Annotated in this window: 21 protein-coding genes; 10 read left to right on the top strand and 11 right to left on the bottom strand. The window is 73.2% G+C overall.

Annotation, left to right across the window (positions count from 1 at the left end; translation table 11 throughout):
- Positions 1-142: 142 nt before the first annotated feature.
- The 4 genes from ACRRSS_RS07990 to ACRRSS_RS07975 all read right to left on the bottom strand — a co-directional run bounded on the left by ACRRSS_RS07990 (position 143) and on the right by ACRRSS_RS07975 (position 3,307).
- Positions 143-832, bottom strand: a complete 690-nt coding sequence (locus ACRRSS_RS07990; protein WP_435970529.1) for a response regulator — start codon at positions 830-832, stop codon at positions 143-145.
- Positions 829-2,070, bottom strand: a complete 1,242-nt coding sequence (locus tag ACRRSS_RS07985; RefSeq protein WP_435970528.1) for a sensor histidine kinase — start codon at positions 2,068-2,070, stop codon at positions 829-831. The genes ACRRSS_RS07990 and ACRRSS_RS07985 overlap by 4 nt, the downstream gene beginning before the upstream one ends.
- A 118-nt stretch (positions 2,071-2,188) precedes the next feature.
- Positions 2,189-2,467: a PspA-associated protein PspAA gene (gene pspAA, locus ACRRSS_RS07980; protein ID WP_435970527.1), complete on the bottom strand. Its 279-nt coding sequence runs from the start codon at positions 2,465-2,467 to the stop codon at positions 2,189-2,191.
- A 42-nt stretch (positions 2,468-2,509) separates the two neighbouring features.
- On the bottom strand, positions 2,510-3,307 hold the full coding sequence (locus ACRRSS_RS07975) for a PspA/IM30 family protein (protein ID WP_351898599.1): 798 nt from the start codon (positions 3,305-3,307) through the stop codon (positions 2,510-2,512).
- Positions 3,308-3,580: 273 nt separating this feature from the next.
- On the opposite strand from ACRRSS_RS07975, the gene ACRRSS_RS07970 reads away from it, so the two are divergent.
- The 3 genes from ACRRSS_RS07970 (at position 3,581) to ACRRSS_RS07960 (ending at position 6,184) form a co-directional block, all read left to right on the top strand.
- Positions 3,581-4,186 (top strand): DUF3043 domain-containing protein, encoded by a 606-nt coding sequence (locus tag ACRRSS_RS07970; RefSeq protein WP_435970526.1) that lies wholly within the window; start codon positions 3,581-3,583, stop codon positions 4,184-4,186.
- Between the two features lie 65 nt (positions 4,187-4,251).
- Positions 4,252-5,028, top strand: a complete 777-nt coding sequence (locus tag ACRRSS_RS07965) for a class I SAM-dependent methyltransferase (RefSeq protein ID WP_435970525.1) — start codon at positions 4,252-4,254, stop codon at positions 5,026-5,028.
- Positions 5,029-5,110: 82 nt separating this feature from the next.
- Positions 5,111-6,184, top strand: coding sequence for a S1C family serine protease (locus tag ACRRSS_RS07960; RefSeq protein ID WP_435970524.1), 1,074 nt, complete (start codon positions 5,111-5,113; stop codon positions 6,182-6,184).
- Between the two features lie 79 nt (positions 6,185-6,263).
- Here the strand turns inward: ACRRSS_RS07960 and ACRRSS_RS07955 are convergent, their stop codons facing one another.
- Complete coding sequence (locus ACRRSS_RS07955; RefSeq protein WP_056560402.1) at positions 6,264-6,470, bottom strand: hypothetical protein; 207 nt, start codon at positions 6,468-6,470, stop codon at positions 6,264-6,266.
- 91 nt (positions 6,471-6,561) lie between these two features.
- Between ACRRSS_RS07955 and ACRRSS_RS07950 the strand changes: the two genes are divergently transcribed.
- The 4 genes from ACRRSS_RS07950 to ACRRSS_RS07935 all read left to right on the top strand — a co-directional run bounded on the left by ACRRSS_RS07950 (position 6,562) and on the right by ACRRSS_RS07935 (position 11,490).
- Entirely contained in the window at positions 6,562-7,764 is a 1,203-nt protein-coding gene (locus tag ACRRSS_RS07950; RefSeq protein ID WP_435970523.1) for a bifunctional adenosylcobinamide kinase/adenosylcobinamide-phosphate guanylyltransferase, read from the top strand.
- A gap of 46 nt (positions 7,765-7,810) precedes the next feature.
- On the top strand, positions 7,811-8,887 hold the full coding sequence (gene cobT / locus ACRRSS_RS07945; protein WP_435970522.1) for a nicotinate-nucleotide--dimethylbenzimidazole phosphoribosyltransferase: 1,077 nt from the start codon (positions 7,811-7,813) through the stop codon (positions 8,885-8,887).
- Positions 8,888-9,019: 132 nt separating this feature from the next.
- Complete coding sequence (locus ACRRSS_RS07940) at positions 9,020-10,783, top strand: phosphatidylglycerol lysyltransferase domain-containing protein (RefSeq protein WP_435970521.1); 1,764 nt, start codon at positions 9,020-9,022, stop codon at positions 10,781-10,783.
- On the top strand, positions 10,780-11,490 hold the full coding sequence (locus ACRRSS_RS07935; RefSeq protein ID WP_435970520.1) for a hypothetical protein: 711 nt from the start codon (positions 10,780-10,782) through the stop codon (positions 11,488-11,490). The genes ACRRSS_RS07940 and ACRRSS_RS07935 overlap by 4 nt, the downstream gene beginning before the upstream one ends.
- On the opposite strand, the gene ACRRSS_RS07930 is transcribed toward ACRRSS_RS07935, so the two are convergent.
- Entirely contained in the window at positions 11,430-12,194 is a 765-nt protein-coding gene (locus tag ACRRSS_RS07930; protein ID WP_435970519.1) for a hypothetical protein, read from the bottom strand. The two genes, ACRRSS_RS07935 and ACRRSS_RS07930, sit on opposite strands and share 61 nt — an antisense overlap.
- Positions 12,195-12,261: 67 nt before the next feature.
- Between ACRRSS_RS07930 and ACRRSS_RS07925 the strand changes: the two genes are divergently transcribed.
- Complete coding sequence (locus tag ACRRSS_RS07925; RefSeq protein WP_435970518.1) at positions 12,262-13,026, top strand: adenosylcobinamide-GDP ribazoletransferase; 765 nt, start codon at positions 12,262-12,264, stop codon at positions 13,024-13,026.
- Positions 13,027-13,053: 27 nt separating this feature from the next.
- On the opposite strand, the gene ACRRSS_RS07920 is transcribed toward ACRRSS_RS07925, so the two are convergent.
- From ACRRSS_RS07920 to ACRRSS_RS07900, 5 genes are read right to left on the bottom strand one after another with little or no spacing between them, the layout of a single operon-like run.
- On the bottom strand, positions 13,054-13,842 hold the full coding sequence (locus ACRRSS_RS07920; RefSeq protein ID WP_435975275.1) for an endo alpha-1,4 polygalactosaminidase: 789 nt from the start codon (positions 13,840-13,842) through the stop codon (positions 13,054-13,056).
- A 14-nt stretch (positions 13,843-13,856) separates the two neighbouring features.
- The gene (locus ACRRSS_RS07915; RefSeq protein WP_435970517.1) at positions 13,857-14,474 is read right to left on the bottom strand and encodes a spherulation-specific family 4 protein; all 618 of its coding nucleotides are present in this window, start codon (positions 14,472-14,474) and stop codon (positions 13,857-13,859) included.
- Positions 14,475-14,486: 12 nt separating this feature from the next.
- The gene (locus ACRRSS_RS07910) at positions 14,487-16,034 is read right to left on the bottom strand and encodes a hypothetical protein (RefSeq protein WP_435970516.1); all 1,548 of its coding nucleotides are present in this window, start codon (positions 16,032-16,034) and stop codon (positions 14,487-14,489) included.
- On the bottom strand, positions 16,031-17,578 hold the full coding sequence (pelF, locus tag ACRRSS_RS07905) for a GT4 family glycosyltransferase PelF (RefSeq protein WP_435970515.1): 1,548 nt from the start codon (positions 17,576-17,578) through the stop codon (positions 16,031-16,033). Before pelF ends, ACRRSS_RS07910 begins: the two co-directional genes overlap by 4 nt.
- Before the next feature lie 26 nt (positions 17,579-17,604).
- Positions 17,605-19,710: a hypothetical protein gene (locus ACRRSS_RS07900; protein WP_435970514.1), complete on the bottom strand. Its 2,106-nt coding sequence runs from the start codon at positions 19,708-19,710 to the stop codon at positions 17,605-17,607.
- Positions 19,711-20,045: 335 nt separating this feature from the next.
- Between ACRRSS_RS07900 and ACRRSS_RS07895 the strand changes: the two genes are divergently transcribed.
- Together ACRRSS_RS07895 and lpdA are read left to right on the top strand one after the other, a co-directional pair.
- Positions 20,046-21,554, top strand: a complete 1,509-nt coding sequence (locus tag ACRRSS_RS07895) for a leucyl aminopeptidase (RefSeq protein ID WP_435970513.1) — start codon at positions 20,046-20,048, stop codon at positions 21,552-21,554.
- Positions 21,555-21,842: 288 nt separating this feature from the next.
- Entirely contained in the window at positions 21,843-23,231 is a 1,389-nt protein-coding gene (gene lpdA / locus ACRRSS_RS07890) for a dihydrolipoyl dehydrogenase (RefSeq protein WP_435970512.1), read from the top strand.
- Positions 23,232-23,264 lie beyond the last annotated feature (33 nt).

Here is a 23,264-nt window from a genome sequence, read left to right as displayed (position 1 = left end):
GTGCCCCCGCCTATACGATCTGCCATCCGCGGCCGGAAGTCCTCGGCCCCCGGGTCCACATCCTTATCCCGCGCATACCGCGTCTGGAGTACGCCGGAGCCTCCGGTCCCTCCACCCTCGGACGTATCACCCGGCCCACGGGTCACTCCACCCGCGGGCGCACCAGTCCCGACTCGTAGGCCGTGACCACCAGCTGGGCGCGGTCGCGGGCCCCGAGCTTCGCCATGGCCCGGTTGACGTGGGTCTTCACGGTGAGCGGGCTGACGTCGAGCCGCTCGGCGATCTCGTCGTTGGAGAGTCCGCCCGCGACGAGGACGAGGACCTCGCGCTCCCGGGCGGTGAGCGCGGCGAGCCGCTCGGTGCGGCCTCGGCCGCCCTCCCCCACGGCCTCCGTACCGGGGCCCTGCGCGAGGAACGTGGCGATCAGGCCCTTGGTGGCGGCCGGCGAGAGCAGCGCGTCGCCCGCGTGGGCGATGCGGATCGCGCCGAGCAGCTCCTCGGGCTCGGCCCCCTTTCCGAGGAAGCCCGAGGCCCCGGCGCGCAGCGACTGCACGACGTACTCGTCGACCTCGAAGGTGGTCAGCATGACGATCCGTACGCCGGAGAGCTCCGGGTCGGCGGTGATCATGCGGGTGGCGGCGAGGCCGTCCGTGCCCGGCATCCGGATGTCCATCAGGACGACGTCGGCCCGTTCGGAGCGGGCCAGGGCCACCGCCTGGGCGCCGTCGGCGGCCTCGCCGACGACCTCCATGTCCGGTTCGGAGTTCACCAGGACCTTGAAGGCGCTGCGGAGCAGGGCCTGGTCGTCGGCGAGCAGTACCCGGATCGTCATGTGTCCTCCCCCGTGCGGGACGTCACGGGCAGTATCGCCTGGACCCGGAAGCCGCCGCCGTACCGGGGGGCGGCCGTGAGGGTGCCGCCGAGCGCGCCGACCCGCTCGCGCATGCCGAGCAGGCCGTGGCCGCCGGTGGGGGACGGGTCGGGGGCGGCGGGGGGCGTGCCGTTGTCGAGGACGGTGATCTCGACCGTACGGCCCACCCGGACGACGCTCACCTCGGCCGCGGCGTCCGGCCCCGCGTGCTTGCGCACGTTGGTCAGGGCCTCCTGCACGATCCGGTACGCGGCGAGGTCGACGGTCGCGGGCAGCGGCTTGTCCCCGTCGGTGCGGGCCACGGCCACCGGGAGCCCGGCCTTGCGGAAGCTGTCGAGCAGCCCGTCGAGGACGGCGAGGCCGGGGGCCGGTTCGGTGGGGGCCTCCGGATCGCCGGACTGGCGCAGCAGGCCGACGGTGGCGCGCAGCTCGTCGAGCGCGGACCGGCTGGCCTCCCGCACGTGGGCGAGGGCCTCCTTGGCCTGGTCGGGGCGCTTGTCCATGACGTGCGCGGCGACCCCGGCCTGGACGTTGACCAGGGCGATGTGGTGGGCGACGACGTCGTGCAGGTCACGGGCGATCCGCAGCCGTTCCTCCGCGACCCGGCGGCCCGCCTCCTCCTCGCGGGTCCGTTCGGCCCGCTCGGCGCGTTCCCTGATCGCGTCCACGAAGGCCCGGCGGCTGCGGACGGCGTCCCCCGCGGCCGCCGCCATCCCGGTCCAGGCGAACACGCCGAGGTTCTCCTGCGCGTACCACTGCGTCGGGCCGAAGGCCATGGCGGCGGCGGTCAGCACCGCCATGGTGGCGAGCCCGACCCGCCACGTGGTGGGCCGGTCGGTGCGGGAGGCGACGGTGTAGAGCGCGACGACGGCGCTCATCGCGATGGGGGCGGGCCGGTTGTCGTTGACCAGCTCGACGAGGCTGATCGCCACGATGAAGGCGAGCACCCGGAAGGGGTGACGCCGGCGCAGGACCAGCGCGGAGGCACCGGCGACCATGATCAGCACGCTCGGCACACCGGGGGCGCGGTCGCCGAAGGTGGGCCCGGTCGGGCTGCCGTGCGGGTCGGTGAACGACCCGGCGATCATGCAGACGAGCGCACCGAACGCCAGCGTCGCGTCGAAGGCGAGCGGATGGGCGAGGAACCAGTCGCGGAGCCGCGTGTAGGGGGTGCCGGTGGCAGGTCCGGGGGGCGTCACGGGGGACAACGGTACGGGGCGGGCCCGGGGCGCGGGGACGGCGCGGTCCGGCGGCGGGCCGGGGAAGCGCGAGGTCCCGCCACCCCGGGGGGGGTGGCGGGACCGTCGGCCGGTGTCGTCAGCCCGGGATCAGGCCGTCGTCGGAGAGCATCTCCCTGACCTCGTCCAGGCTCGCGTCCGGAGCCGGGAGGATCAGCTCCGACGGCTCCAGGGCGTCGTCCCGGAGCGGCTCACCGAGCCGCCGGACGGCGTCGAGCAGGGCGCCCAGCGTGCCCCTGAAGCCGTCCGTGTCCCCCGACTCCATCTCTTCGAGCAGCTCGTCGTCGAGCCTGTTGAGCTCCACGAAGTGCCTGTCGGCCAGCTTCCACTGGCCCTCCCCCATGATCCGTACGATCATGACGCGTCCTGTCTGTTCGCGAGCCGTGCCTGGTTCCCGCGCCTACTTCTCGAAGCGCGGGTGGGACTGCTGCTGCGTGTTGTCCTGCGGAGCGGCCGTGCCACCGCCCTCGATCGCCTGCTTCTGCGCCGACGGGCCGCCGGCCAGCTCGGCCTTCATCCGGGCGAGCTCCAGCTCGACGTCCGTACCGCCGGACAGCCGGTCCAGCTCCGCCTGGATGTCGTCCTTCGCGAGCCCGGACTGGTCGTCCAGGGCGCCCGAGGCGAGCAGCTCGTCGATCGCGCCCGCGCGCGCCTGGAGCTGGGCGGTCTTGTCCTCGGCCCGCTGGATCGCGACACCGACGTCGCTCATCTCCTCCGAGATGCCGGAGAAGGACTCGGCGATCCGGGTCTGCGCCTGGGCCGCCGTGTAGGTCGCCTTGATGGTCTCCTTCTTGGTGCGGAAGGCGTCCACCTTGGCCTGGAGGCGCTGGGCGGCGAGAGTGAGCTTCTCCTCCTCGCCCTGCAGCGTCTGGTGCTGCACCTCCAGGTCACTGACCTGCTGCTGCAGCGCGGCGCGGCGGGACAGCGCCTCGCGCGCCAGGTCCTCGCGGCCGAGGGCCAGCGCCTTGCGGCCCTGGTCCTCCAGCTTGGCGGACTGGCCCTGCAGCTGGTTCAGCTGGAGTTCGAGCCGCTTGCGGGAGGTGGCGACGTCGGCGACGCCCCGTCGCACCTTCTGCAGCAGCTCCAGCTGCTTCTGGTAGGAGTAGTCGAGCGTCTCGCGCGGGTCCTCGGCCCGGTCAAGGGCCTTGTTCGCCTTCGCGCGGAAGATCATCCCCATACGCTTCATGACACCGCTCATGGGCTTCGCGCGCCCCCTTCTCAAGGACTTCGGCACCAGCTCTTCGACAGGGTCCACAGTACGGGCCCTGTCTCCATTACCGCACTGTTCGGGGCGGGATGCGCTCCTCCCCAAGGACGACTGCGCCCGGTCTTCCCTCCCGCGCAGGGAGTAGATGGATCTAGGGGAGACCCGGGTGCGTCCTCCGTACGTACCGCCGAAGACGCAGTCCGTTAGCGGATCGTTCCCGCCCGGCATGGGGTTCATGCCCACCACCCCGTACCCTTGGGTTTTGTGTTCCGTAGCCGTTCGAAGGACGAGAAGGCCCCCACCGACAAGGTGACGGCGGACCTCTCCACCAAGCAGCCCCGCGACCCCGAGGCCCCCAAGGGCCGCCCGACCCCGAAGCGGAGTGAGGCGCAGACCCAGCGCCGTCGCGCCGCGACGGTGCCGACCGACCGCAAGGAGGCTTCCAAGCGCCAGCGCGAGGCACGCCGCTCGGACCTGGCCCGTCAGCGCGAAGCGCTGGCCAGTGGCGACGAGCGTTACCTGCCGGCCCGCGACAAGGGTCCGGTCCGCCGCTTCGTGCGTGACTTCGTCGACTCGCGCTTCGCGATCGCCGAGTTCTTCCTCCCGATGGCCGTGGTGATCCTCGTGCTGTCGCTGTTCGGCAACACCAACCGGTCGCTGCAGAACATCTCCCTGCTGCTCTGGCTCGGTGTGATCATCCTGATCGTCATCGACTCGGTGGGCATCTGGATCCGCCTGCGGAAGCAGCTCGACAAGCGCTTCCCGAACGAGCCGAGGCGCGGCGCGGTGGCCTACGGCCTGATGCGTACGCTCCAGATGCGCCGACTGCGGCTCCCGAAGCCGCAGGTCAAGCGCGGAGAGCGGCCCTGAGCGCCGACAGCTCGGAGCTCGGCGAGCGCGCTTTCGGCGCGGCGACGTCGGAGTCGGGTGGCCCGGTGCTGCCCGCCGTCGTGCACTGGCCCGCCGGTACCGGCGTGCTGCGCGACACCATCCGGCAGGAGATCGTCGCCCGCCAGCTCGACGAGCAGATAGCCGGCCGCTATCCCGTGGGACAGCGGCTGCGGATCCTCGACGCGGGCATGGGCCAGGGCACCCAGGCCCTGCGCCTCGCGCGCGCGGGGCACACGGTCACCGGCCTGGAGGCCGACCCGGATCTCCTGAAGACGGCCCGTGAGTCGCTGGCGACCGAACCCGCCGGCATCCGCGAGCGGGTCCGGCTGATCGAGGGCGACGGACGCGAGACCGGGGTGCACTTCCTCCCCGGCAGCTTCGACGTCGTCCTCTGCCACGGCGTCCTCATGTACGCGGACGAGCCCGACGCGCTGCTCGCGGGCCTGGCCCGGATGCTGGCCCCGGGCGGGCTCCTCTCCCTGGTCGTACGGAACGGGGAGGCCCTCTCCATGCGGCCGGGGCTCGCCGGAGACTGGTCGGGAGCCCTCGCCGGCTTCGACTCCGACGTCTACACCGACGACAACGGCGTGAAGGTGCGGGCCGACCGCCTCGACGCGCTGACCGCGACGCTCGCGGGGATCGCGGCGCCGCTGCACGCCTGGTACGGGGTACGGGTCTTCACCGACGCCGTCCCCGCCGAGGAGGGCCTGCCGGCCGCCGAGGAACTGGAGCGGCTGCTCGCCGCCGAGGACCGGGCCGGACGCACCGAGCCGTACCGGCGGGTGGCGGCCCTGCTGCACCTGTGCGGGGTACGGGGCTGAGGAAGCCGGCGGTTCGGGGACCGCACCCCTGATCGGGTGCGCTCGCCGGGCCCGGGGCGCGGGCCGATCGGATACTCCGGACATGGACGTATCCCGTGCCCATGCCCGTACCTCCCGCCTTCTCCTTCCCCTGACGGCCGCCGCCTGCGCCGTGGCGCTCGTCGGCGGCTGTACCTCCGCGGGCGGCACACCCGCGCCGGAACGCTCCACCCAGGCGGCGGCGCCGCTCGCCGCCAACGACCTGGAGGACGACTACCGGGCCGTCATCAGGAACGTCCTGCCGTCCGTCGTGCAGATCGACGCGGCCGAAAGCCTGGGCTCCGGGGTCGTCTACGACGACAAGGGCCACATCGTCACCAACGCGCACGTGGTCGGCCAGGAGAAGTCCTTCAAGGTCACCGCCGCCACGGGCGGGCAGCCGGTGACCGCCCGGCTCGTCAGCTCCTATCCCGAGCAGGACCTCGCGGTGATCAAGCTGGAGTCGCCGCCTCAGGGGCTGAAACCGGCAAGGTTCGGCGACTCTGCGGCCGTCGACATGGGACGGATCGTGCTGGCGATGGGCTCCCCGCTCGGCCTCTCCGGCAGCGTCACGCAGGGCATCGTGTCCGCGACCGGCCGCACCGTCAGCGAGGGGCGGACCGGTGGGGGCACGGGCGCGACCATCGCGGACATGGTCCAGACGTCGGCCGCGATCAACCCCGGCAACAGCGGGGGCGCGCTCGTGAACCTCGACAGCGAGGTCATCGGCATCCCGACGCTCGCGGCGAGCGACCCCGAGATGGGCGGAGGCTCGGCCCCCGGCATCGGGTTCGCGATCCCCTCGTCGATGGTGCGGACGGTCGCCGACCAGATCATCAAGGACGGCAAGGTGACGGACTCGGGCCGGGCGGCCCTGAACATCACCGGCCGCACGGTCCTGGACGACGACTACGAGCCGGCGGGCGTGGCCGTCGTCGAGGCCCCGGCGAGCGGGGCGGCGGGCAAGGCGGGGCTGAAGCCCGGCGATGTGATCACCCGGCTCGGCGACACGGAGATCACGACGATCACCTCGCTGTCGGAGGCCCTGGCCTCGCACCGGCCGGGCGACAAGGTGACGACGGTCTACGTCCGGGGGACGGCCACCGAGAAGGTGGAGGTCACGCTGGGCGAGATGTGACGGTCGCCCGCGACGGGCAGGGGCGGAAGGGATGCGGTGGCGGCGGCCCCCGCACCCCCGTCCTGGCCCCCCGGGGGCTCTAGCCCTCCGCGTTCAGGGGCATCGGGCCGTAGATCTTCGTGTCGTCCTCCGAGAGGGTCACCTGGTCCGCGCCGCCGCCCAGGAGGTCACGCCAGTGTTCGCCGATCCAGCTCTCCGCGTCTCCCTGGGTGGTGAACTCCTCCGGGGTCACCACCGGCTCGACCTCCGTGCCGTCGGACTTCTCGAACCGCCACGTCCATGCCATGTCCGCCTCCTGGCGCTCACCGGATGATCGGTTTCCTGCCCGCAGAGTAGCCGGGCGCGCACGGCTCGCGGTGGCGCGGGAGGATCTGAGGGTGGAACTGACTCTGCTCGGCACCGGCGCCCCGCTCGGACTGCCCCGCCCCGACTGCCCCTGCGCCGTGTGCGCGCTCTCCCGCGGTCCCCGGGTCCGCGCGGCGACGTCGCTGCTCCTGGACGGGGCCCTGCTGCTCGATCTGACCCCGGGGGCCGCGCTGGCGGCCGCCCGGTCGGGCCATTCACTCGTGGGCGTACGGCAGGTGCTGCTGACGCATCCGCACGACGGGCCCGCGGTCGAGATGCCCGCCGGGCTTCCCACCGCCGGGCGGGTGCCGGACGGCCGGGAGTTGACGCTGATCTCCGGGCACCGGGTGCGGGCGGTTCCGATGGACTCGCCCGGCACCGGGTACGAGGTGACCTCGGCGGAGGGCGAGCGGCTGCTGTACCTGCCGCCGGGCGGGGCCGTGGCCGGGCTTCCGGAGAACCACCAGGTGCCGTACGACATGGTGGTCGCCGATGTGACGGGCCGTCCGGACGGGCTGGCCCGGCTGCGGGCGACCGGGGCCGCGGGCCCGGCGACCGAGGTGATCGCCGTCCACCTGGACCACGACGTGCCGACGGGCGCGGAGCTTGACCGGCGGCTCGCGGCGGCGGGCGCCCGGGCGGTTCCGGACGGGACGACGCTGTACGTGGGCGAGTACCACGAGGTGCCGGACGTGCCGCGGCGCACCCTGGTGACGGGTGGGGCCCGGTCGGGGAAGTCCGTCGAGGCCGAGCGGCGCCTGGAGGCCTTCCCCGAGGTGCTGTACGTGGCGACGGGCGGGGGCCGGGAGGGCGACCCGGAGTGGGCGGAGCGGGTGGGAGTGCACCGGGAGCGGCGGCCGGGCTCCTGGCGTACCGCCGAGACCTGTGACCTCGTACCGCTGCTCGAGGAGGACGGGCCCGCGCTGCTCGTGGACTGTCTGTCGCTGTGGCTGACGGACGCCATGGACCAGGTGGGCGCCTGGGACGACGAGCGGTGGGCGGCGGGCGGGCAGACGGCGCTGCGGGAGCGGACGGCGGAGCTGGTGGCGGCGGTGCGGGCCACCCGCCGCACGGTCGTGGCGGTGACGAACGAGGTCGGCTCGGGGGTGGTGCCCGCGACGGCGGCGGGGCGGCGGTTCCGGGACGAGCTGGGCCGGTTGAACGCGGCGTTCGCCGACGAGTGCGAGGAGGTCCTCCTCGTGGTCGCCGGACAGCCTCTGGTGCTGCGCGGGTAGGGTGCCGATCACCGATGACCCTCGCTGACGGCACAAGGCGGACCGCGTGAACCTGGACGACTTCTCCGATCTGATCGAGCGCCCCGACGGGGGGATCCGGCGTGACGCCGAGGAGCGCCGTGAGCGGCTGACCGTGCCGCCGGGGGCGCTCGGTCGGCTCGACGAGCTCGGTGAGTGGCTGTCGGCCGCGCAGGCCTCGGTCGAGGTGCGGGCGATCGAGCAGCCGAAGGTGGTGCTCTTCGCGGGCGACCACGGGGTGGCCTCGCTCGACGTGTCGGGCCGTCCGGCGGGTACCGCTCACGAGCTGGTGCGCGCGGTCCTGGACGGGGCGAGCCCGATCGCCGTGCTGGCCCGGTCGACGGACGTGCCGGTGCGGGTGGTCGACGCGGGTCTGGACTGCGATCCGGAGCTGCTGCCGGCCGAGGTGGTGCGCCACCGGGTGCGGCGCGGCAGCGGCCGGATCGACGTGGAGAACGCGCTGACGGTCGAGGAGACCGAGGCGGCGGTGCGGCTCGGTGTCGCGATCGCCGACGAGGAGGCGGACTCGGGCACCGATCTGGTGGTGCTCGGGGATCTGAGCGTGGGCGGGACGACGCCCGCGGCCACGCTGATCGCGGCCCTGTGCGGGACGGACGCGTCGGTGGTGACGGGCCGGGGCGGCGCCGGGATCGACGACCTGGCGTGGATGCGCAAGTGCGCGGCGATCCGGGACTCCCTGCGGCGGGCCCGGCCGGTGCTCGGCGATCAGCTGGAGCTGCTCGCGGCGGTCGGCGGGGCGGACCTGGCGGCGATGACGGGTTTCCTGCTGCAGGCCTCGGTGCGGCGGATGCCGGTGATCCTGGACGGTGTGGTGGGGGCGGCCTGCGCGCTGGTGGCGCAGCGGGCGGCGTTCCGGGCGCCGGACTGGTGGCTGGCGGGTCAGGTGAGCGGGGAGCCGGCGCAGGCGAAGGCGCTGGACCGGATGGCGCTCAACCCTCTGCTCGACCACGGCGTCCATGTGGGTGAGGGAACCGGGGCGTTGCTCGCGCTGCCCCTCGTCAGGGCCGCGGCGGCGTTCGCCGCGGAGCTGCCCGTACGTCCGGATCCGACCGCTCCGGACACCGGGGACGGCTCGGGAGCCTGACGGGCGGGACGCGGGACGGACTGAGCGGCTCCGGAGGCGGCCGTACGCGCGGCGCACGGCAGGTGCGCGACGCGCGCGCGGCCGCCTCCGGCGTCGCCGCACGACAAACGACGCCCCATATGATCGCTTTTCATGGGAGAGGTCCGTTTGTCCGCCGAAGCAGCGCCCCGGGGCACCACCGCCCGATCACGGCGCGGCGCCGCGTTCGCCGTCTGGTACCTGCGCGTCGTCACGTTCATCAATTTCCTGAGTGCCGTCTGGGTCTCCTTCGGGCAGGACCTGCGCCGGCACAACGAGGACGACTACTTCACTCCGTACATGCTCACGGCGGGCTTCGCCTCGGGGGTCTTCACCCTCTTCCTGGCGATCACCATGCGGCGCCGCAAGCGGGCCGCGTGGATCCTCAACCTGGTGCTCGGCGGACTGTTCCTGCTGCTCTTCGCGCTGGTGATGCTCTTCCCGGAGATCCGGGAGCACGCGCAGAACTGGATCTCGCTGGTCCTGACCGCCGCCTTCGTGCTCGCACTGCTGCTGGGACGCAAGGAGTTCTACGCGAAGGGCGACCGCTCCAACCCGTGGCTGGCGGCGGTCGTGGCGGTCGGCGGACTGCTCGTCACCTCGCTGCTCGCGGCCGTCCTGGTCACCGTCACCAACACCTCCACCGCGCACTCCACCTTCCTGGAGCGCTGGCGGTACGGCGTGATGCGGCTGATCACGCTGGCCTCCGACGACGCGCGGTTCGCCGGGATCACCACCCCCGGCTGGGTCGACGTCACCATCAACGTCCTGTCCACGCTGCTGCTCTTCGCGGTGCTCTTCGCCGCCTTCCGCTCCCGCCGGGCCACCGACCCGCTGACCGAGCGGGACGAGGAGCGGCTGCGGGCCCTCCTCGACAAGCAGGGGGACCGGGACTCGCTCGGCTACTTCGCGCTGCGCCGCGAGAAGAGCGTCGTGTGGTCGCCGAGCGAGAAGGCCGCCGTCACCTACCGGGTGGTCGGCGGGGTCTCGCTCGCTTCCGGCGACCCGATCGGCGACCCCGAGGCCTGGCCCGGCGCGATCGAGCCCTGGCTGGCCGAGGCGCGGGAGCACGGCTGGATCCCCGCGGTGATGGGGGCGAGCGAGGAGGCCGGCGTGATCTACGCGCGGCACGGACTGGACGCCCTGGAGCTGGGCGACGAGGCGATCGTGGAGACCGACGAGTTCACCCTCGACGGCCGGGCGATGCGGACGGTCCGGCAGGCCTTCAACCGGGTCAAGCGGGCCGGGTACGAGGTCCGGATCCGGCGCCACGAGGACATCCCGGCCGAGGAGATGGCCGAGCTGCTGCGCAAGGCCGACGACTGGCGGGACGGGGCCACGGAGCGGGGCTTCTCGATGGCGCTCGGGCGGCTCGGCGACCCGCGTGACGGCCGCTGCGTGATGCTGGAGTGCACCGACGGCGAGGGGGCCCTGCGGGCCGTGCTGTCCTTCGTCCCGTGGGGGCCGAAGGGTCTCTCGCTGGACCTGATGCGCCGTGACCGGGAGTCCGAGAACGGGCTGATGGAGTTCATGGTCATCGAACTCCTCCAGCGCGCCGAGGAGATCGGGATCACTCAGGTCTCCCTGAACTTCGCCATGTTCCGTTCCGTCTTCGAGCGTGGCTCGAAGCTCGGGGCGGGACCCGTGCTGCGCATGTGGCGTTCCCTGCTCAGCTTCTTCTCCCGCTGGTGGCAGATCGAGTCGCTGTACCGCGCCAACGCCAAGTACCGACCGATCTGGGAGCCCCGGTTCATGCTCTTCGAGAGGAGTGCGGACCTGCTGCGCATCGGCCTCGCCGCCGGTCGCGCCGAAGGGTTCCTGGAGGCCCCGGGGCTGCCGAAGTGGATGCACCGCAGACATCTGGAGAGCGGCCGTTGAGCGGCTCCGTCGCGGGTTTCGCGCGCCGCGAGTGGGGTCCGCTCCTCGGCACCGTGCGGGCGGCGCTCGTCACCCGGAGGTGGAAGGCGGTCCCGATGACGCTGGCCGCCGTCTGCCTCACCGCCCTCTTCCAGCTCGCGCAGAACCAGGACTGGGGCTATCAGCCGGTCCAGGACATCGGCTCCGTGCGCGCCGAGGACCCGCTCTGGCTCGCGCTGCTCCGCACCCCGCTCTCCCTCTTCGTGCCCGCGCTGGACCTGCCCGTCTGGGGCGCTCTCGCGCAGGTCCTGCTGGTGTTCGGGATCGCCGAGATCTGTCTCGGGCGGTGGCGGACGCTCGCCGTCGCCTATCTGGCCACGCTCTGCGGGACGCTGTACGCGCGGGTGGGCATCGCGCTCGGCCCGGACACCCCGTTCGGGCTGCCCGCCGCCGACGCGCGGGTCGTCGACACCGGGCCCTCGGCGGCCGTGGTCGGCCTCGCCGTCTACGTCTGCTGGCGTTACGGGGCCCGGTGGACGGGCGGGCTGGTGGTCGTGGCGATGGTGGTCGAGGTGATCGTCAAGCCGAACCTGGCGGGCAAGGAGCATCTGGCGGCGATCGCCGGCGTCCTCGTCCTGATCGGGGTGCGGGCCTGGCGCGAGCGCCGTCAGGAGGGGGTGGAGCCCCGCCCCGGGACCCGCTCCTGGAAGCCGCCGATCAAGTCCTGAGAACGGCGCCTGACCTTGACCCAGCGCTTGTCGTGGCGGTACGTCCGGATGCGGGAACGGGCCCGGGCCCGGTGGCGGCGCCCGTAGAACCTCCGCGCCCACCAGGAACCCGGGCGGGCCAGCCGTACGGCGCCGACGATCGCCACGAACGGGACGAGGGTCCCGAGGACGGCCATCCGGAACTTCCCCTTCACCAGGGTGATCAGGATGAAGAGGAAGTTCACCACCAGGGTCAGGACGAACGTGGCCCGGTCCTGGCGCTCGTCGGCGGTCACGTCGTCGACGCCGAGCGGCGAGAAGCCGCTCAGGGCCAGCAGGACCAGGGCGGCGGTGAGGACGACCACCTCGACGCTCTTGCGGCCCTGGTCGGTCCAGTACACGTCGTCCAGATGGAGGATCAGCGCGAACTCGTCGAGGACGAGCCCCGCTCCGATCCCGAAGACCACGGCGAAGACGGCCGCGCCGATCCCGTGCCGGCCGCTGCCCACCGCGCCGAAACCGCCGAGGACGGTGAGCACCACGCCGGGTACGACGTGATGGATGTGGAGCCCTCCGGAGGAGACGTTCCGGAAGGGCCCCTTCCCCGCCCTGATGAGCCGGGTGACCGTGCGGGTGACCAGGAATGTCACGACGAATGAGGTCAGAGCGAGAAGCGTCGGGAGCTTGCCCGGCTCGACGATGTTGCGGGCGAACCAGTGACCCATGCCACCCCCTTCCGATTTGGGCGGTATGCGCAATCTACCGTCCGGGAGCGACGATTACCCTGCCCGGATGGACGGCCTGCGTTTCGCCTTCGGCACCCTCACCGTGTTCCCCGCCCGCATCACCCGCTGGGACCGGGACGCGGCACGCGCCGGCATGCTCTGCGCACCCCTCGCCGGGCTGGCCGTCGGTCTCTGCTCCGCCGCGCTCGGCTCCGCGTTCCTGGCGCTCGGCTCCGGCCCGCTGCTCGCCGCCGTCGCCACCACCGCCGTCCCCGCCGCCCTCACCCGTGGCCTCCACCTCGACGGCCTCGCCGACACCGCCGACGGCCTCGGCAGCGCCAAGCCCGCCGAGGACGCGCTGCGCATCATGAAGCAGTCCGACGTCGGCCCGTTCGGCGTCATCGTGCTGCTCCTCGTCCTGTTCGCCCAGGTCGCCGCGGTCTCCGAGCTGTACGGGGAGAGCTGGGCGCACGGGGCGGTCGGCGCAGTCCTCGCCGCGACCGTCGCCCGTCTCGCCCTCACCCACGCCTCACGCCACGGCGTCCCCGCGGCCCGCCCCGAGGGCCTCGGGGCCATCGTCGCCGCGACGGTCCCGGTCCGGTCCTCGACCCTCACGACCGCCCTCGTCCTGGTCGGCTGCGCCGCCACGGGCCTGCTGCTCTCGCCGTCCGACGCGGTCCACAACGTCCTGGCGGCGGGTGCGGCGCTCGGCGCGGCCTCCCTGCTGCTCCGCCGGTGCGTACGGCGGTTCGGCGGGGTGACGGGGGACGTGTTCGGCGCGGTGGAGGAGACGGCGGCGACGGCCGCCCTGGTGGCGCTGGCCCTGGGGTGATCCCTCCACGCCCGGCGGCCGGGCGGGTCAGCAGGCCCGGCGCCAGACGCCCAGCTCGTACCGCTTCTGCAGGGAGCTGAAGCCCAGCTCGCGCACCTGGGGGCAGAACTCCTCGGCCTCCAGCTCGTACTCGACGTGGAAGACCGCCTTGCCCGCCGTCACGAACGGGACCAGCCGGCCGCACTCGTCGTACTCCGCGCACTGCTCGTTGACCGCGAAGTCGAAGTCGGGGAGCAGCTGCGGGATCTGGTCCAGGTCGTTCTTGAGTCCCACCGCGAGGCCCCGGTCGTGCGCCAGGCGGGCGATCAGCCGGTTGTAGCGGAGCTGGTCGGCGGCGGTCAGGGGGAAGCCGGTGCGATTCTTGTAGCCGTCCATGTTGTCGGGTTCGACGGCGTCGAAGCCCTTGTCCCGGCACATGTCGAGGCGCGCGGCCATCAGGGGTTCGAGGACGTCGGTGCGGCGGATGTCGAGCCAGCGTTCGCCCTCCCAGCCGTTGCCCTGGCCGAGCACGGACTTCGGGAACGCGGACGCGTCCGGCCGGAAGTCCTCCCAGGCACCGGTGGAGAGGTAGCAGATGACCTTGCGGCCCCGCCGGTGGAGGTCGGCGACCGTCGACGCCGGGTGGTCGAAGCCGTCGATGTCGTACACCGGGACGTCGACGGTCGGGTCGAGCCGGCCGCTGAGCTGCCACTGCCAGCCGGCCCCCGGCTTCGGCCGCCACCGCTCTTCCCGCGGCTTCGGGTCCGGGTCGGGGGCCGTCGTACAGGCGGTGGCGAGGAGCAGCAGCCCCGCGAGCAGGGGCAGCAGTCGTCTCATCGGGCTGGCTCGTCTCATCGGGCGGGCTCCAGGAGGTGCGGAAGGGTGCCCCAGGGGTGTGCGCCCGTGCCGGGGACGGCGCAGTGCACCCGGGTGACCGGGCGGACCCCGGGCGGGGCCCCGTAGACGAGGTGGCAGTACCGGTCGGCGACCGGCAGGTCGAGCGTCCGGTACGTGTCCCAGGGGCCCTCGAACGTGACGAGGAGGTCGGCGAACTCCTCGTAACCGGGGTCGGGGTGGGCACCGTGGTTGAGCACCAGGGTCACGGCCCCGGCGGACCGGGCCGCGACCGCGATCCGGCGGTAGTGGGCGAGGGCCGCCGGCGCGGTCGCGACCTGGTCGAGGAAGGCGCCGTCGGTGCCGTACCAGTCGCGGTGGCGGACGAGGTCGGTGACGACCTGGGCGTGCGGGCGGCGACCGTAGTCGGTGTCCACGTAGCCGAGGAGCCGCACTCCGGCCCGCCGCAGCCGCCCGGCCGCCTCCGCGAACGCGGGGTCGGGGGCCTCGCCCGCGCCGCTCGCCGGGTTGACGACGACGCCGTACAGGGACGGCGCCGCGGCGACCAGGGCGGACCAGGCGTCGGGGCGGTCGGCCGGGTGCTCGTAGAACGGCACCAGGAGGAGACGGTTCACGGGCCGGGTTCCCTAGACGCGGTGGGCGGTCGGTCGTACCAGCAGAACACAGGTGAGGACGGCCAGCACGGCCGCCGCTCCCCCGGCCACCAGCGGGCCCGCCGCCGGTTCCGCCGTCTGCGCCGCCGCCGCGAGCAGACAGACGGCGGCCGCGCCGCGCACCGCGCCGAAGGCCTGGAGCAGCAGCCCCAGCCAGAGCACCGTCCCGATCACGAGCAGGCCGACGAGCCGCGGCGGCGTGGGCCAGGGAGCCCCGGGCCAGGCGAGGGCCACGGTGAGGGTGAGCGCGACGAGGACGGTCAGGTAGCCGCCGAGGCAGAGCACGAGGGTGCCGGTGACGGCCCGGCGGAACTCGCGGGCCGTGGTGAGGGTCCGCAGCCGGGTCAGGCTCTCGCCGCGGAAGCGGTGCAGCAGCCACTCGGCCGGTCCCATCGAGAGCGTGAGCGCTATGACCGCCCCCGCCCCGCTCACCGGGGTGACGCCGACACCCGCCTGGAGGACGAGCAGACCGCTGCCGAGCCCGAACAGGCCGTACGGGAGGGAGGCGGCGCGCGGTGGGCCGCCGCGTCCCGCCGCGGCGCGCCGGGCACCCGGCCGCAGGGCGAGCCCCGCGAGGACGACGCTCGCGGTGAGCGCGGTGAGGAGCAACGTCGCGCGCAGCGGGTCGGGCAGGTCCCAGCGGAAGGCGGGGACGGCGCCGGCGAGCGGCAGCAGGGCGCGGAACAGGGCCCGTTCACGGCCGAGGACCAGGAGCACGGTCGCGGCGGCGAGGTAGACCGACTGCCCGGCGGCGAACAGGGCCGCCGGGGTCTCGCCGGGCGCGGCCGCCGCGAGGGCGACGGCCGTACCGGCGAGGGCGCCGGCCGGGGCGCCGACGAGCAGGGCGCGGGCGGCGGCGGGCCGGTCGCCGAGCCCGAGCCAGGTGTACGCGCGGTGGGAGAGGGCCTGGTTCCACACCCAGCCGGTGACGGCGCCCGCGAGCAGCGGAACCGTTCCGCCGGGAAGCCCGAACCGGCCCTGCTCCCCGGCGAGCAGGGGGGCGGCGAGGACGTAGGCGAGGCCGGGCAGCGCGAAGACGAGGCCGCGCAGGAGGCAGCCCGCGAGCCCGGTGTGCCAGGCGTCGGCGGGCGGTGCCTGGGGGGCGGGGTGGCGCCGCTCCACGCGTGCGTAGAGGTCCTCGGCGAGCGCGAAGGAGTCGGCGCGGCCGTAGGTGAGCCGGATGTGGTCGTCGGTCATGCCGTCGGACTCGAGGATCGCGGCGATCTCGTCGGGGTGCACGGCGACGGCGGCGAGCGCCCCGATCCGCTCGGCGAGCTCGTCGAGGGGGTCACCGGCGAGACCGTCAGCGGGACCGGGACCGGGACCGGGACCGGGGCCGGGGCGCGGGTCCGCGCCGGGGCGGGGATCGGGGCCGCCGTCGTGGCCGGGGCGGGGGCCGGGGCCGGGGCCGTCCGGGGTCGTCGGTGCCCCGGTCCCGGTCATGCCCTCCCGTCGCGGTCTCGGGATCGTCGGCAGCGGGGTGTCCGCGGTGGGGCGTTTCAGCCAGAGGGAGCCGCTCATGCCGGGGCGCCTCCCGCCACCAGGGTCGGCGTGAGGCGGCGCGGGGCGGGGAGGCGGACCGGCCAGGGCTTCGGGTGGACGACGGGCCGCACGGGCCGGGCCCGGTCGCCCGCCAGCTCGCGGTAGATCTGGCGGAAGCCGTCCACGGAGCGGTGCAGGGTGAAGCGGTCGATCACCCGCTGCCGGGCCAGCCGGCCGAGTTCGGCGCGGCGGGCCCCGTCACGGAGGAGCGCGGTGACGGCGGCGGCCATGACGGCCGGTTCGCGGGGCGGGACGACGATCCCGGTGTCACCGACGGCCTCCCGTACCCCGCCGACGTCGGTGGAGACGGTGGCGCGGCCGCAGGACATGGCCTCGATGAGGGAGAAGGGGAAGCCCTCGCTGATGGAGGAGAGCATCACCACGCTGCCGGCCGCGTAGGCGGAGGGCACGTCCGAGACGCGGCCCTCGAAGGTGATCCCGTCGGTGACGCCCAGCTCGGCGGCGAGCTTCTCCAGGCGGGTCAGGTAGTCCTCGTTCCCGGCGGGGACCGGGCCGAACAACCGCAGCCGCAGCGCGGGGAGTTCGGCGCGGCAGATCGCGTACGCCCTGATCAGGGTTTCGAGGTCCTTGATGGGGTCGACGCGTCCGCACCAGCTGAGGGTGGGGGTCCCGGGTTCCGGGCCGGCCTCGGGGAAGAGGGCCGGGTCGACGCCGTTGTAGACGGTGCGGATGCGGTCGGCGGGGGCGCCGCCGCGCTCCTCCCAGCGCCGGTTGTACTGGTTGCAGGGGGTGATGAGGTCGGCCTTGCGGTAGCCGAGGGTGTTGAGCTCGCGGTAGAAGCCGAGCATCAGGGCTTTCACCGGCCAGCGTTGCGCGTCGGTGCGGTAGCCGAGGTAGCGCTCGCGGAGGTAGATGCCGTGTTCGGTGAGCAGGAAGGGCACTCCTTCGACGTGCTGTGCGACGAGCGCCGGCAGGGTGGCGAGGCCGCTGGAGACGGCGTGGGCGACGCCGCCGCCGGATATCCGGGCGGCCAGCGGCCGCAGGGCGTGTTCGAGCAGGTCGGTGGCGGTGAGCGCGTCGTGGACGGTGGGCCGGGCCGCGAGCGTCGGCAGGTGCGGCATGGTCCAGATCCACATCAGGGAGCGCAGGGCGGCCTCGGAGCGCAGGGCGCCTGTCAGCCTTCCCTGCCGGGCGAGTTCGGCCAGCTCGAACAGGCTGGTGCCGAAGTCGTACCCCGCCTCCGGGTCGAGCAGGGCGAGCAGCAGGCGCTCGTAACTGTCGAGGAAGCGGCGGCGCTCGCGCCCCCGCGGGGGCCGGCTCGCGCGGAGCCGCGCGGCCGGTCCCCGCGGGAGTCCCCAGAGGGGGTACGCGGTGTGCCGGGTGACGTTGGACGGCAGCTCCCAGGTGACGGGTTCGCGACCACTGCCGGTGAGGGCGAGGATCTCGAAGTCGACCTCGGGCATGCCACGGACGAGCTGGTCGCACCAGGTGCTGACGCCTCCGTGGACATGCGGGTAGGTGCCTTCGGTGAGCATGGTGACGTGACGGCCACTGCTCGGCATGTGCGGTTCCCCCCAGAACGTGCTGGTCAGACGGTCGGGAGCGTGAGCGTGACGCTGCTCTGCAGAAGTTCGGGTGTGGTCCAGGCGGAGCGGGTCCCGGCGTAGGCGCCGCCGAAGGCGGTGGTGCCGAGGAGGAGGCGCTTGCGGGTGCCCTCGGGAGCGGTGACGGGCGCGGCGACGCCGGCGGGCGCCTTGACGGTGACCACGGTGCCGATGCGGTAGGCGGTGACCTTTCCGGCGGCGACGGCCTGGTCCCAGGCGGCGCGGCGGGTCAGCTCGGTGCCGACGTCGCGCTGGGCCGGGTTCACCAGGGGCGCGCTCGGCGCGAACAGGCCCCGGTAGTCGGCGAGGACCCGGTCGAGGACGGGGTAGAGGAGACGTTCCTCGGCGAGGTTGGACTGGTGCACGTAGTGCGGCCGCGGGTCGTTGCCGAGTACGTGGGAGAGGGCGGTGCGGGCTTCCTGCGGGACGATGTGGTCGGCGTACCCGGTGGTGGTGGGGAGCGGCTCGGCCAGGCAGGTGGAGAGCGGGTTGGACTCGCAGACGCCGCTGCCGCCGTCGGCGCGGGAGGTGTAGATCCAGTTGTACTCGTCGGTCATCTCGGCTGCGGTGCCGACGTTGTAGTAGACGTTCATGGGGTGCCGGGGCACGGTCTTCGCGGCGCCGGAGGAGGTCCCGACCGAACGCTGCTGCGGCTCGCGGGAGTTGTCGCTGCCGGTCCACTTGACGCCGTTGTCGGCGAGGGCGCCCGCGAGGTTCGGGTTGTCGACGGGCTGCTGCGGCAGGGTCCTCAGGCCGGAGTGCTCGCCGGTGACGAGTTCGGAGCGGTCGACGGAGATGCCCTTGCGGACGGCCCAGTTGTGGTTGTCGCGGATCTGGGCGGAGAGCTCGGCGCGGCTGACCCAGAGGGTGTTGCCCTGGGCGTCCTTGGCGCACTGCCAGGGGACGGCCGCGTTGTCCTGGACGCAGCCGAGGAAGGGGTGGGTGTAGGTGTGGTTGATCCACCGGTACTGGGCGCGGTCGGCGACGAGCCGGTCGGTGAGCGGGTCGGCGCCGCCGTGCTCGGTCTTCCACTGCTCGCCCTGGCCGCCGTTGTAGACCATGTCGAGGGTGAAGCCGGAGGACTTCTGCCAGGCGGCGGCGTACTGGGCGTCGGCGACCGACATCCGGATGGGGTTCGCCCCCTCCCCGTCGTCGCCGACACAGTCGAAGTCGCCGGGGGTGCAGTCGAGGGCGGGGTCCCAGCGGGCGTCGGGGGCGAAGACGTCGTCGACGTGGACCGAGAGGTAGTTGCGGCTCTGGCCGAGGTGGACGCCCTGGGTGAGCCATTCGACGATGCCACGGGCGAGGGCCCGGAACTGCCGCTGGTACTGGTTGTAGGCGAAGGTGACGACCAGCTCGCGGCGCCCGTCGGCGGTGTACTCGCCGACGAGGCTGGCCCGGCCGCCGCCGTCGACGGGGACGTCGAGGTAGCTGGTGTAGCCGGCGCGGGGACGGCCCGCGTAGCCGTAACTCTCCGCGATGGTCGGGTCGTTGTCCTCGAAGGTGAGCTCTCCGGCCAGGTACTGGAAGGGGCCGGTCCGCCCGGCGGCGGTGACGCCGGCCGTCGTCCCGTCGAGGACGCCGGACCGGCCTCCCTCGTTCGTGTAGTCCAGGCCGACCCCGGGGTGCGACCAGGTGTAGGCGTCGACCTGCGGGATCCCGAAGGTCCGTTCGTACGTCCGCAGCGCGGTGTCCTCGGCCGACCCGGGGGTGAGCGCGCTCTCGTGGGGCAGGACGACGCCCTGGTACTTGGCGCGCGGACGCCCGTCGAGCGTGTCGCTCAGGAAGGCCGTGTCCAGGACCGGCCGGTTCGGGTCGTTCAGGTCGATCCTGCGGTACCGGACGCCCGCGCCCTTCAGCTCGGCGGTGATCGCGCCGACCGCGCTGCCGCCGTCGTCGACGACGAGGACGGTGAGGTCGATCCGGGGCACGACGGCCGCGGGGGCCGCGACGGCCTGCGCGGACGGGACGACGGTGGCGAGCAGCGCGGCGGCGGCGAGGGCCGCGATCCGGGCGGTGCGGGGGGCGGTGCGGGCGGTGCGGGCGGCGCGGGGCGCGATCCGGGCGGTGCGGGGCGCGGTTCTGGGCATACGGATTCGGCCGGATTCCATCAGGTGGTGTCCCCCCTCGGCAGGCCCCTCCGCGTCCGGGCCGGAGCGGGGGATCTGTGGAGATGTTGCAGATGATGCGAAGACGAGAGCGTCGTCCTTGCGTGGCTGAGGCGAGTGTGAAGGAACGGTCCGAGCCTGAACGGTAAACATGAAAGAGACACCACGGATGAGTGAATCAACGCCGCCGTGAGCGAACCGGGTGAGCGAGCGTAGGCTCGTTCTCGGCGCTCTCCGGGCCGAAATACGATGCGGCGGGCACGGTCGGCCCATCCCTCGACCGCCACAGAACTCAATGGAAGCGAGATTTCACCACCGTGACTGCTCTCACTCTCAGCACTGCCGGCGCGGCGACGCTGCGCGCCGACGCCCTCGTCGTCGGCGTCGCGAAGTCAGGGAAGACGCTCGTCGTCGCCCCGGGCGCCGAGGCCGTCGACAAGGCCTTCGAAGGCCGGCTCGCCGCCGTCCTGGAGACCCTGGGCGCCTCGGGTGCCGAGGGTGAGGCGACCAAGCTGCCCGCCCCCGCCGGCCTCAAGGCCCCGCTCGTCCTGGCCGTGGGCCTGGGCTCCGCCCCCGAGGACGGCGAGTCCTACGGCACGGAGACCCTGCGCCGCGCCGCCGGCACCGCCGCCCGCACCCTGACGGGCGCGAAGAAGGCCGCGTTCGCGCTGCCGATCGCCGACACCGAGGACGCCGCCGCCATCGCGGAGGGCGCTCTGCTCGGCGCTTACGCCTACACCGCGTACCAGGAGACCGGCAAGGACGCGAAGAAGCCGCTCGGCGAGGTCGCCCTGCTCGGCGCCAAGCCGCGCGACAAGGCGTTCAAGGCCGCCGCCGAGCGCGCGCAGGCCGTCGCCGAGGAGATCAACCGCGCCCGCGACCTGATCAACATGCCGCCGAACGACCTGACCCCGGCCGCCTTCGCCGCCGCCGTCCAGGCCGCCGGCAAGGAGCACGGCCTCAAGGTCCAGGTCCTCGACGAGAAGGCGCTCGCCAAGGGCGGCTACGGCGGCATCCTGGGCGTCGGCAAGGGCTCGGAGAACCCGCCGCGCCTGGTCCGCGTCGCCTACACCCACTCGAAGGCGGAGAAGACCCTCGCCCTGGTCGGCAAGGGCATCACCTACGACTCGGGCGGCATCTCCCTGAAGCCGGCCGGCCACAACGAGACGATGAAGTGCGACATGAGCGGCGCCGCCGCCGTGTTCTCCGCCGTCGTCGCCGCGGCCCGCCTCGGCCTCGAGGTCAACGTCACCGGCTGGCTCGCCCTCGCCGAGAACATGCCGTCCGGCTCCGCCACCCGCCCGGGTGACGTGCTGCGCATGTACAGCGGCAAGACCGTCGAGGTCCTGAACACCGACGCCGAGGGCCGGCTCGTCCTCGCCGACGCGCTGACCAAGGCCTCCGAGGAGCACCCGGACGCGATCGTCGACGTGGCGACCCTGACCGGCGCCATGGTCCTGGCCCTGGGCAACCGCACCTTCGGCATCATGGCCAACGACGACGACTACCGCTCCACGATCCACGAGATCGCGGACGAGGTCGGCGAGGCGTCCTGGCCGATGCCGCTCCCCGCGGACCTGCGCAAGGGCATGGACTCCCCCACCGCCGACATCGCCAACATGGGAGAGCGGATGGGCGGCGGCCTGGTCGCCGGTCTCTTCCTCCAGGAGTTCGTGGGCGAGGGCATCACCTGGGCCCACCTGGACATCGCGGGCCCGGCCTTCCACGAGGGCGCCCCGTACGGCTACACCCCCAAGGGCGGCACCGGTTCCTCGGTCCGCACCCTGGTGAGGCTGGCGGAGCGCACGGCGGCCGGCGAGCTCTGATCGCCGTGTGACCCGTGTGCGACGGGGACGGCCCCGGGCTCCGTGCCCGGGGCCGTCCCCGTCGCCCGCGACGAAATCCGTAGGTTCGTACGCTCTGCCCGGCCCGCCGTACGGACGATCGGCCGTCTCAGAGCACGGCCCCGCGTCCCGCCATCCGTCAACAAGTGCGAAGATGGGTTCTCGGCAGGACAGGGCCCCCACCACAGGGCCGAAAATAAGCGGCCGAACACCAGCCGCCGCCCGGTCATCGAGGACCGGCGACGAGCGCACATGCATGGAGGACGTGACGTGGCGAACGACGCCAGCACCGTTTTCGACCTAGTGATCCTCGGCGGCGGTAGCGGCGGTTACGCCGCGGCCCTGCGCGGAGCGCAGCTGGGCCTGGACGTCGCACTGATCGAGAAGAACAAGCTCGGCGGCACCTGCCTGCACAACGGCTGCATCCCGACGAAGGCCCTGCTCCACGCCGGTGAGGTCGCCGACCAGACCCGCGAGGCGGAGCAGTTCGGTGTCAAGGCCTCCTTCGAGGGCATCGACATCAAGGCCGTGCACAAGTACAAGGACGACGTGATCTCGGGCCTGTACAAGGGTCTGCAGGGTCTCGTCGCCTCCCGCAAGGTGACGTACATCGAGGGCACCGGCCACCTGTCCTCCCCGACCTCCGTCGACGTCGACGGGCGTCGCGTCGAGGGCCGTCACGTCCTGCTGGCCACCGGCTCCGTGCCGAAGTCCCTGCCGGGCCTGGAGATCGACGGCAACCGGATCATCACCTCGGACCACGCGCTGACCCTCGACCGGGTCCCGGAGTCCGCGATCATCCTCGGCGGCGGTGTCATCGGCGTCGAGTTCGCCTCGGCGTGGAAGTCCTTCGGCACCGACGTCACGGTGATCGAGGGCATGAAGCACCTCGTCCCCGTCGAGGACGAGAACAGCTCGAAGCTTCTTGAGCGCGCGTTCCGCAAGCGCGGCATCAAGTTCAACCTCGGCACCTTCTTCCAGTCCGCCGAGTACACCGACAACGGCGTCAAGGTCACCCTGGCCGACGGCAAGACCTTCGAGGCCGAGGTGCTGCTCGTCGCGATCGGCCGCGGCCCGGTCTCCGCCGGTCTCGGCTACGAGGAGCAGGGCGTCGCGATGGACCGCGGCTACGTCCTGGTCGACGAGTACATGCGCACCAACGTGCCGACGATCTCGGCCGTGGGCGACCTCGTCCCGACGCTCCAGCTCGCGCACGTCGGCTTCGCCGAGGGCATCCTCGTCGCGGAGCGGCTGGCCGGCCTCAAGGCCGTCCCGATCGACTACGACGGCGTGCCCCGGGTGACGTACTGCCACCCCGAGGTCGCCTCCGTCGGCATCACCGAGGCCAAGGCCAAGGAGATCTACGGCGCGGACAAGGTCGTCGCCCTCAAGTACAACCTCGCGGGCAACGGCAAGAGCAAGATCCTCAAGACCGCGGGCGAGATCAAGCTCGTCCAGGTCAAGGACGGTGCCGTGGTCGGCGTCCACATGGTCGGTGACCGCATGGGCGAGCAGGTCGGCGAAGCGCAGCTGATCTACAACTGGGAGGCGCTGCCGGCCGAGGTCGCGCAGCTCATCCACGCCCACCCGACGCAGAACGAGGCGCTCGGCGAGGCCCACCTGGCCCTGGCCGGCAAGCCTCTGCACTCCCACGACTGACGCTCATCGTCATCACAGGGCGCGACGACCACA

The organism is Streptomyces sp. Qhu_M48 (genome assembly GCF_051305195.1).
GTDB lineage: Bacteria > Actinomycetota > Actinomycetes > Streptomycetales > Streptomycetaceae > Streptomyces.
Note: the sequence above shows the minus strand (reverse complement) of the source record. Positions and strands in the feature narration are given on the sequence as shown.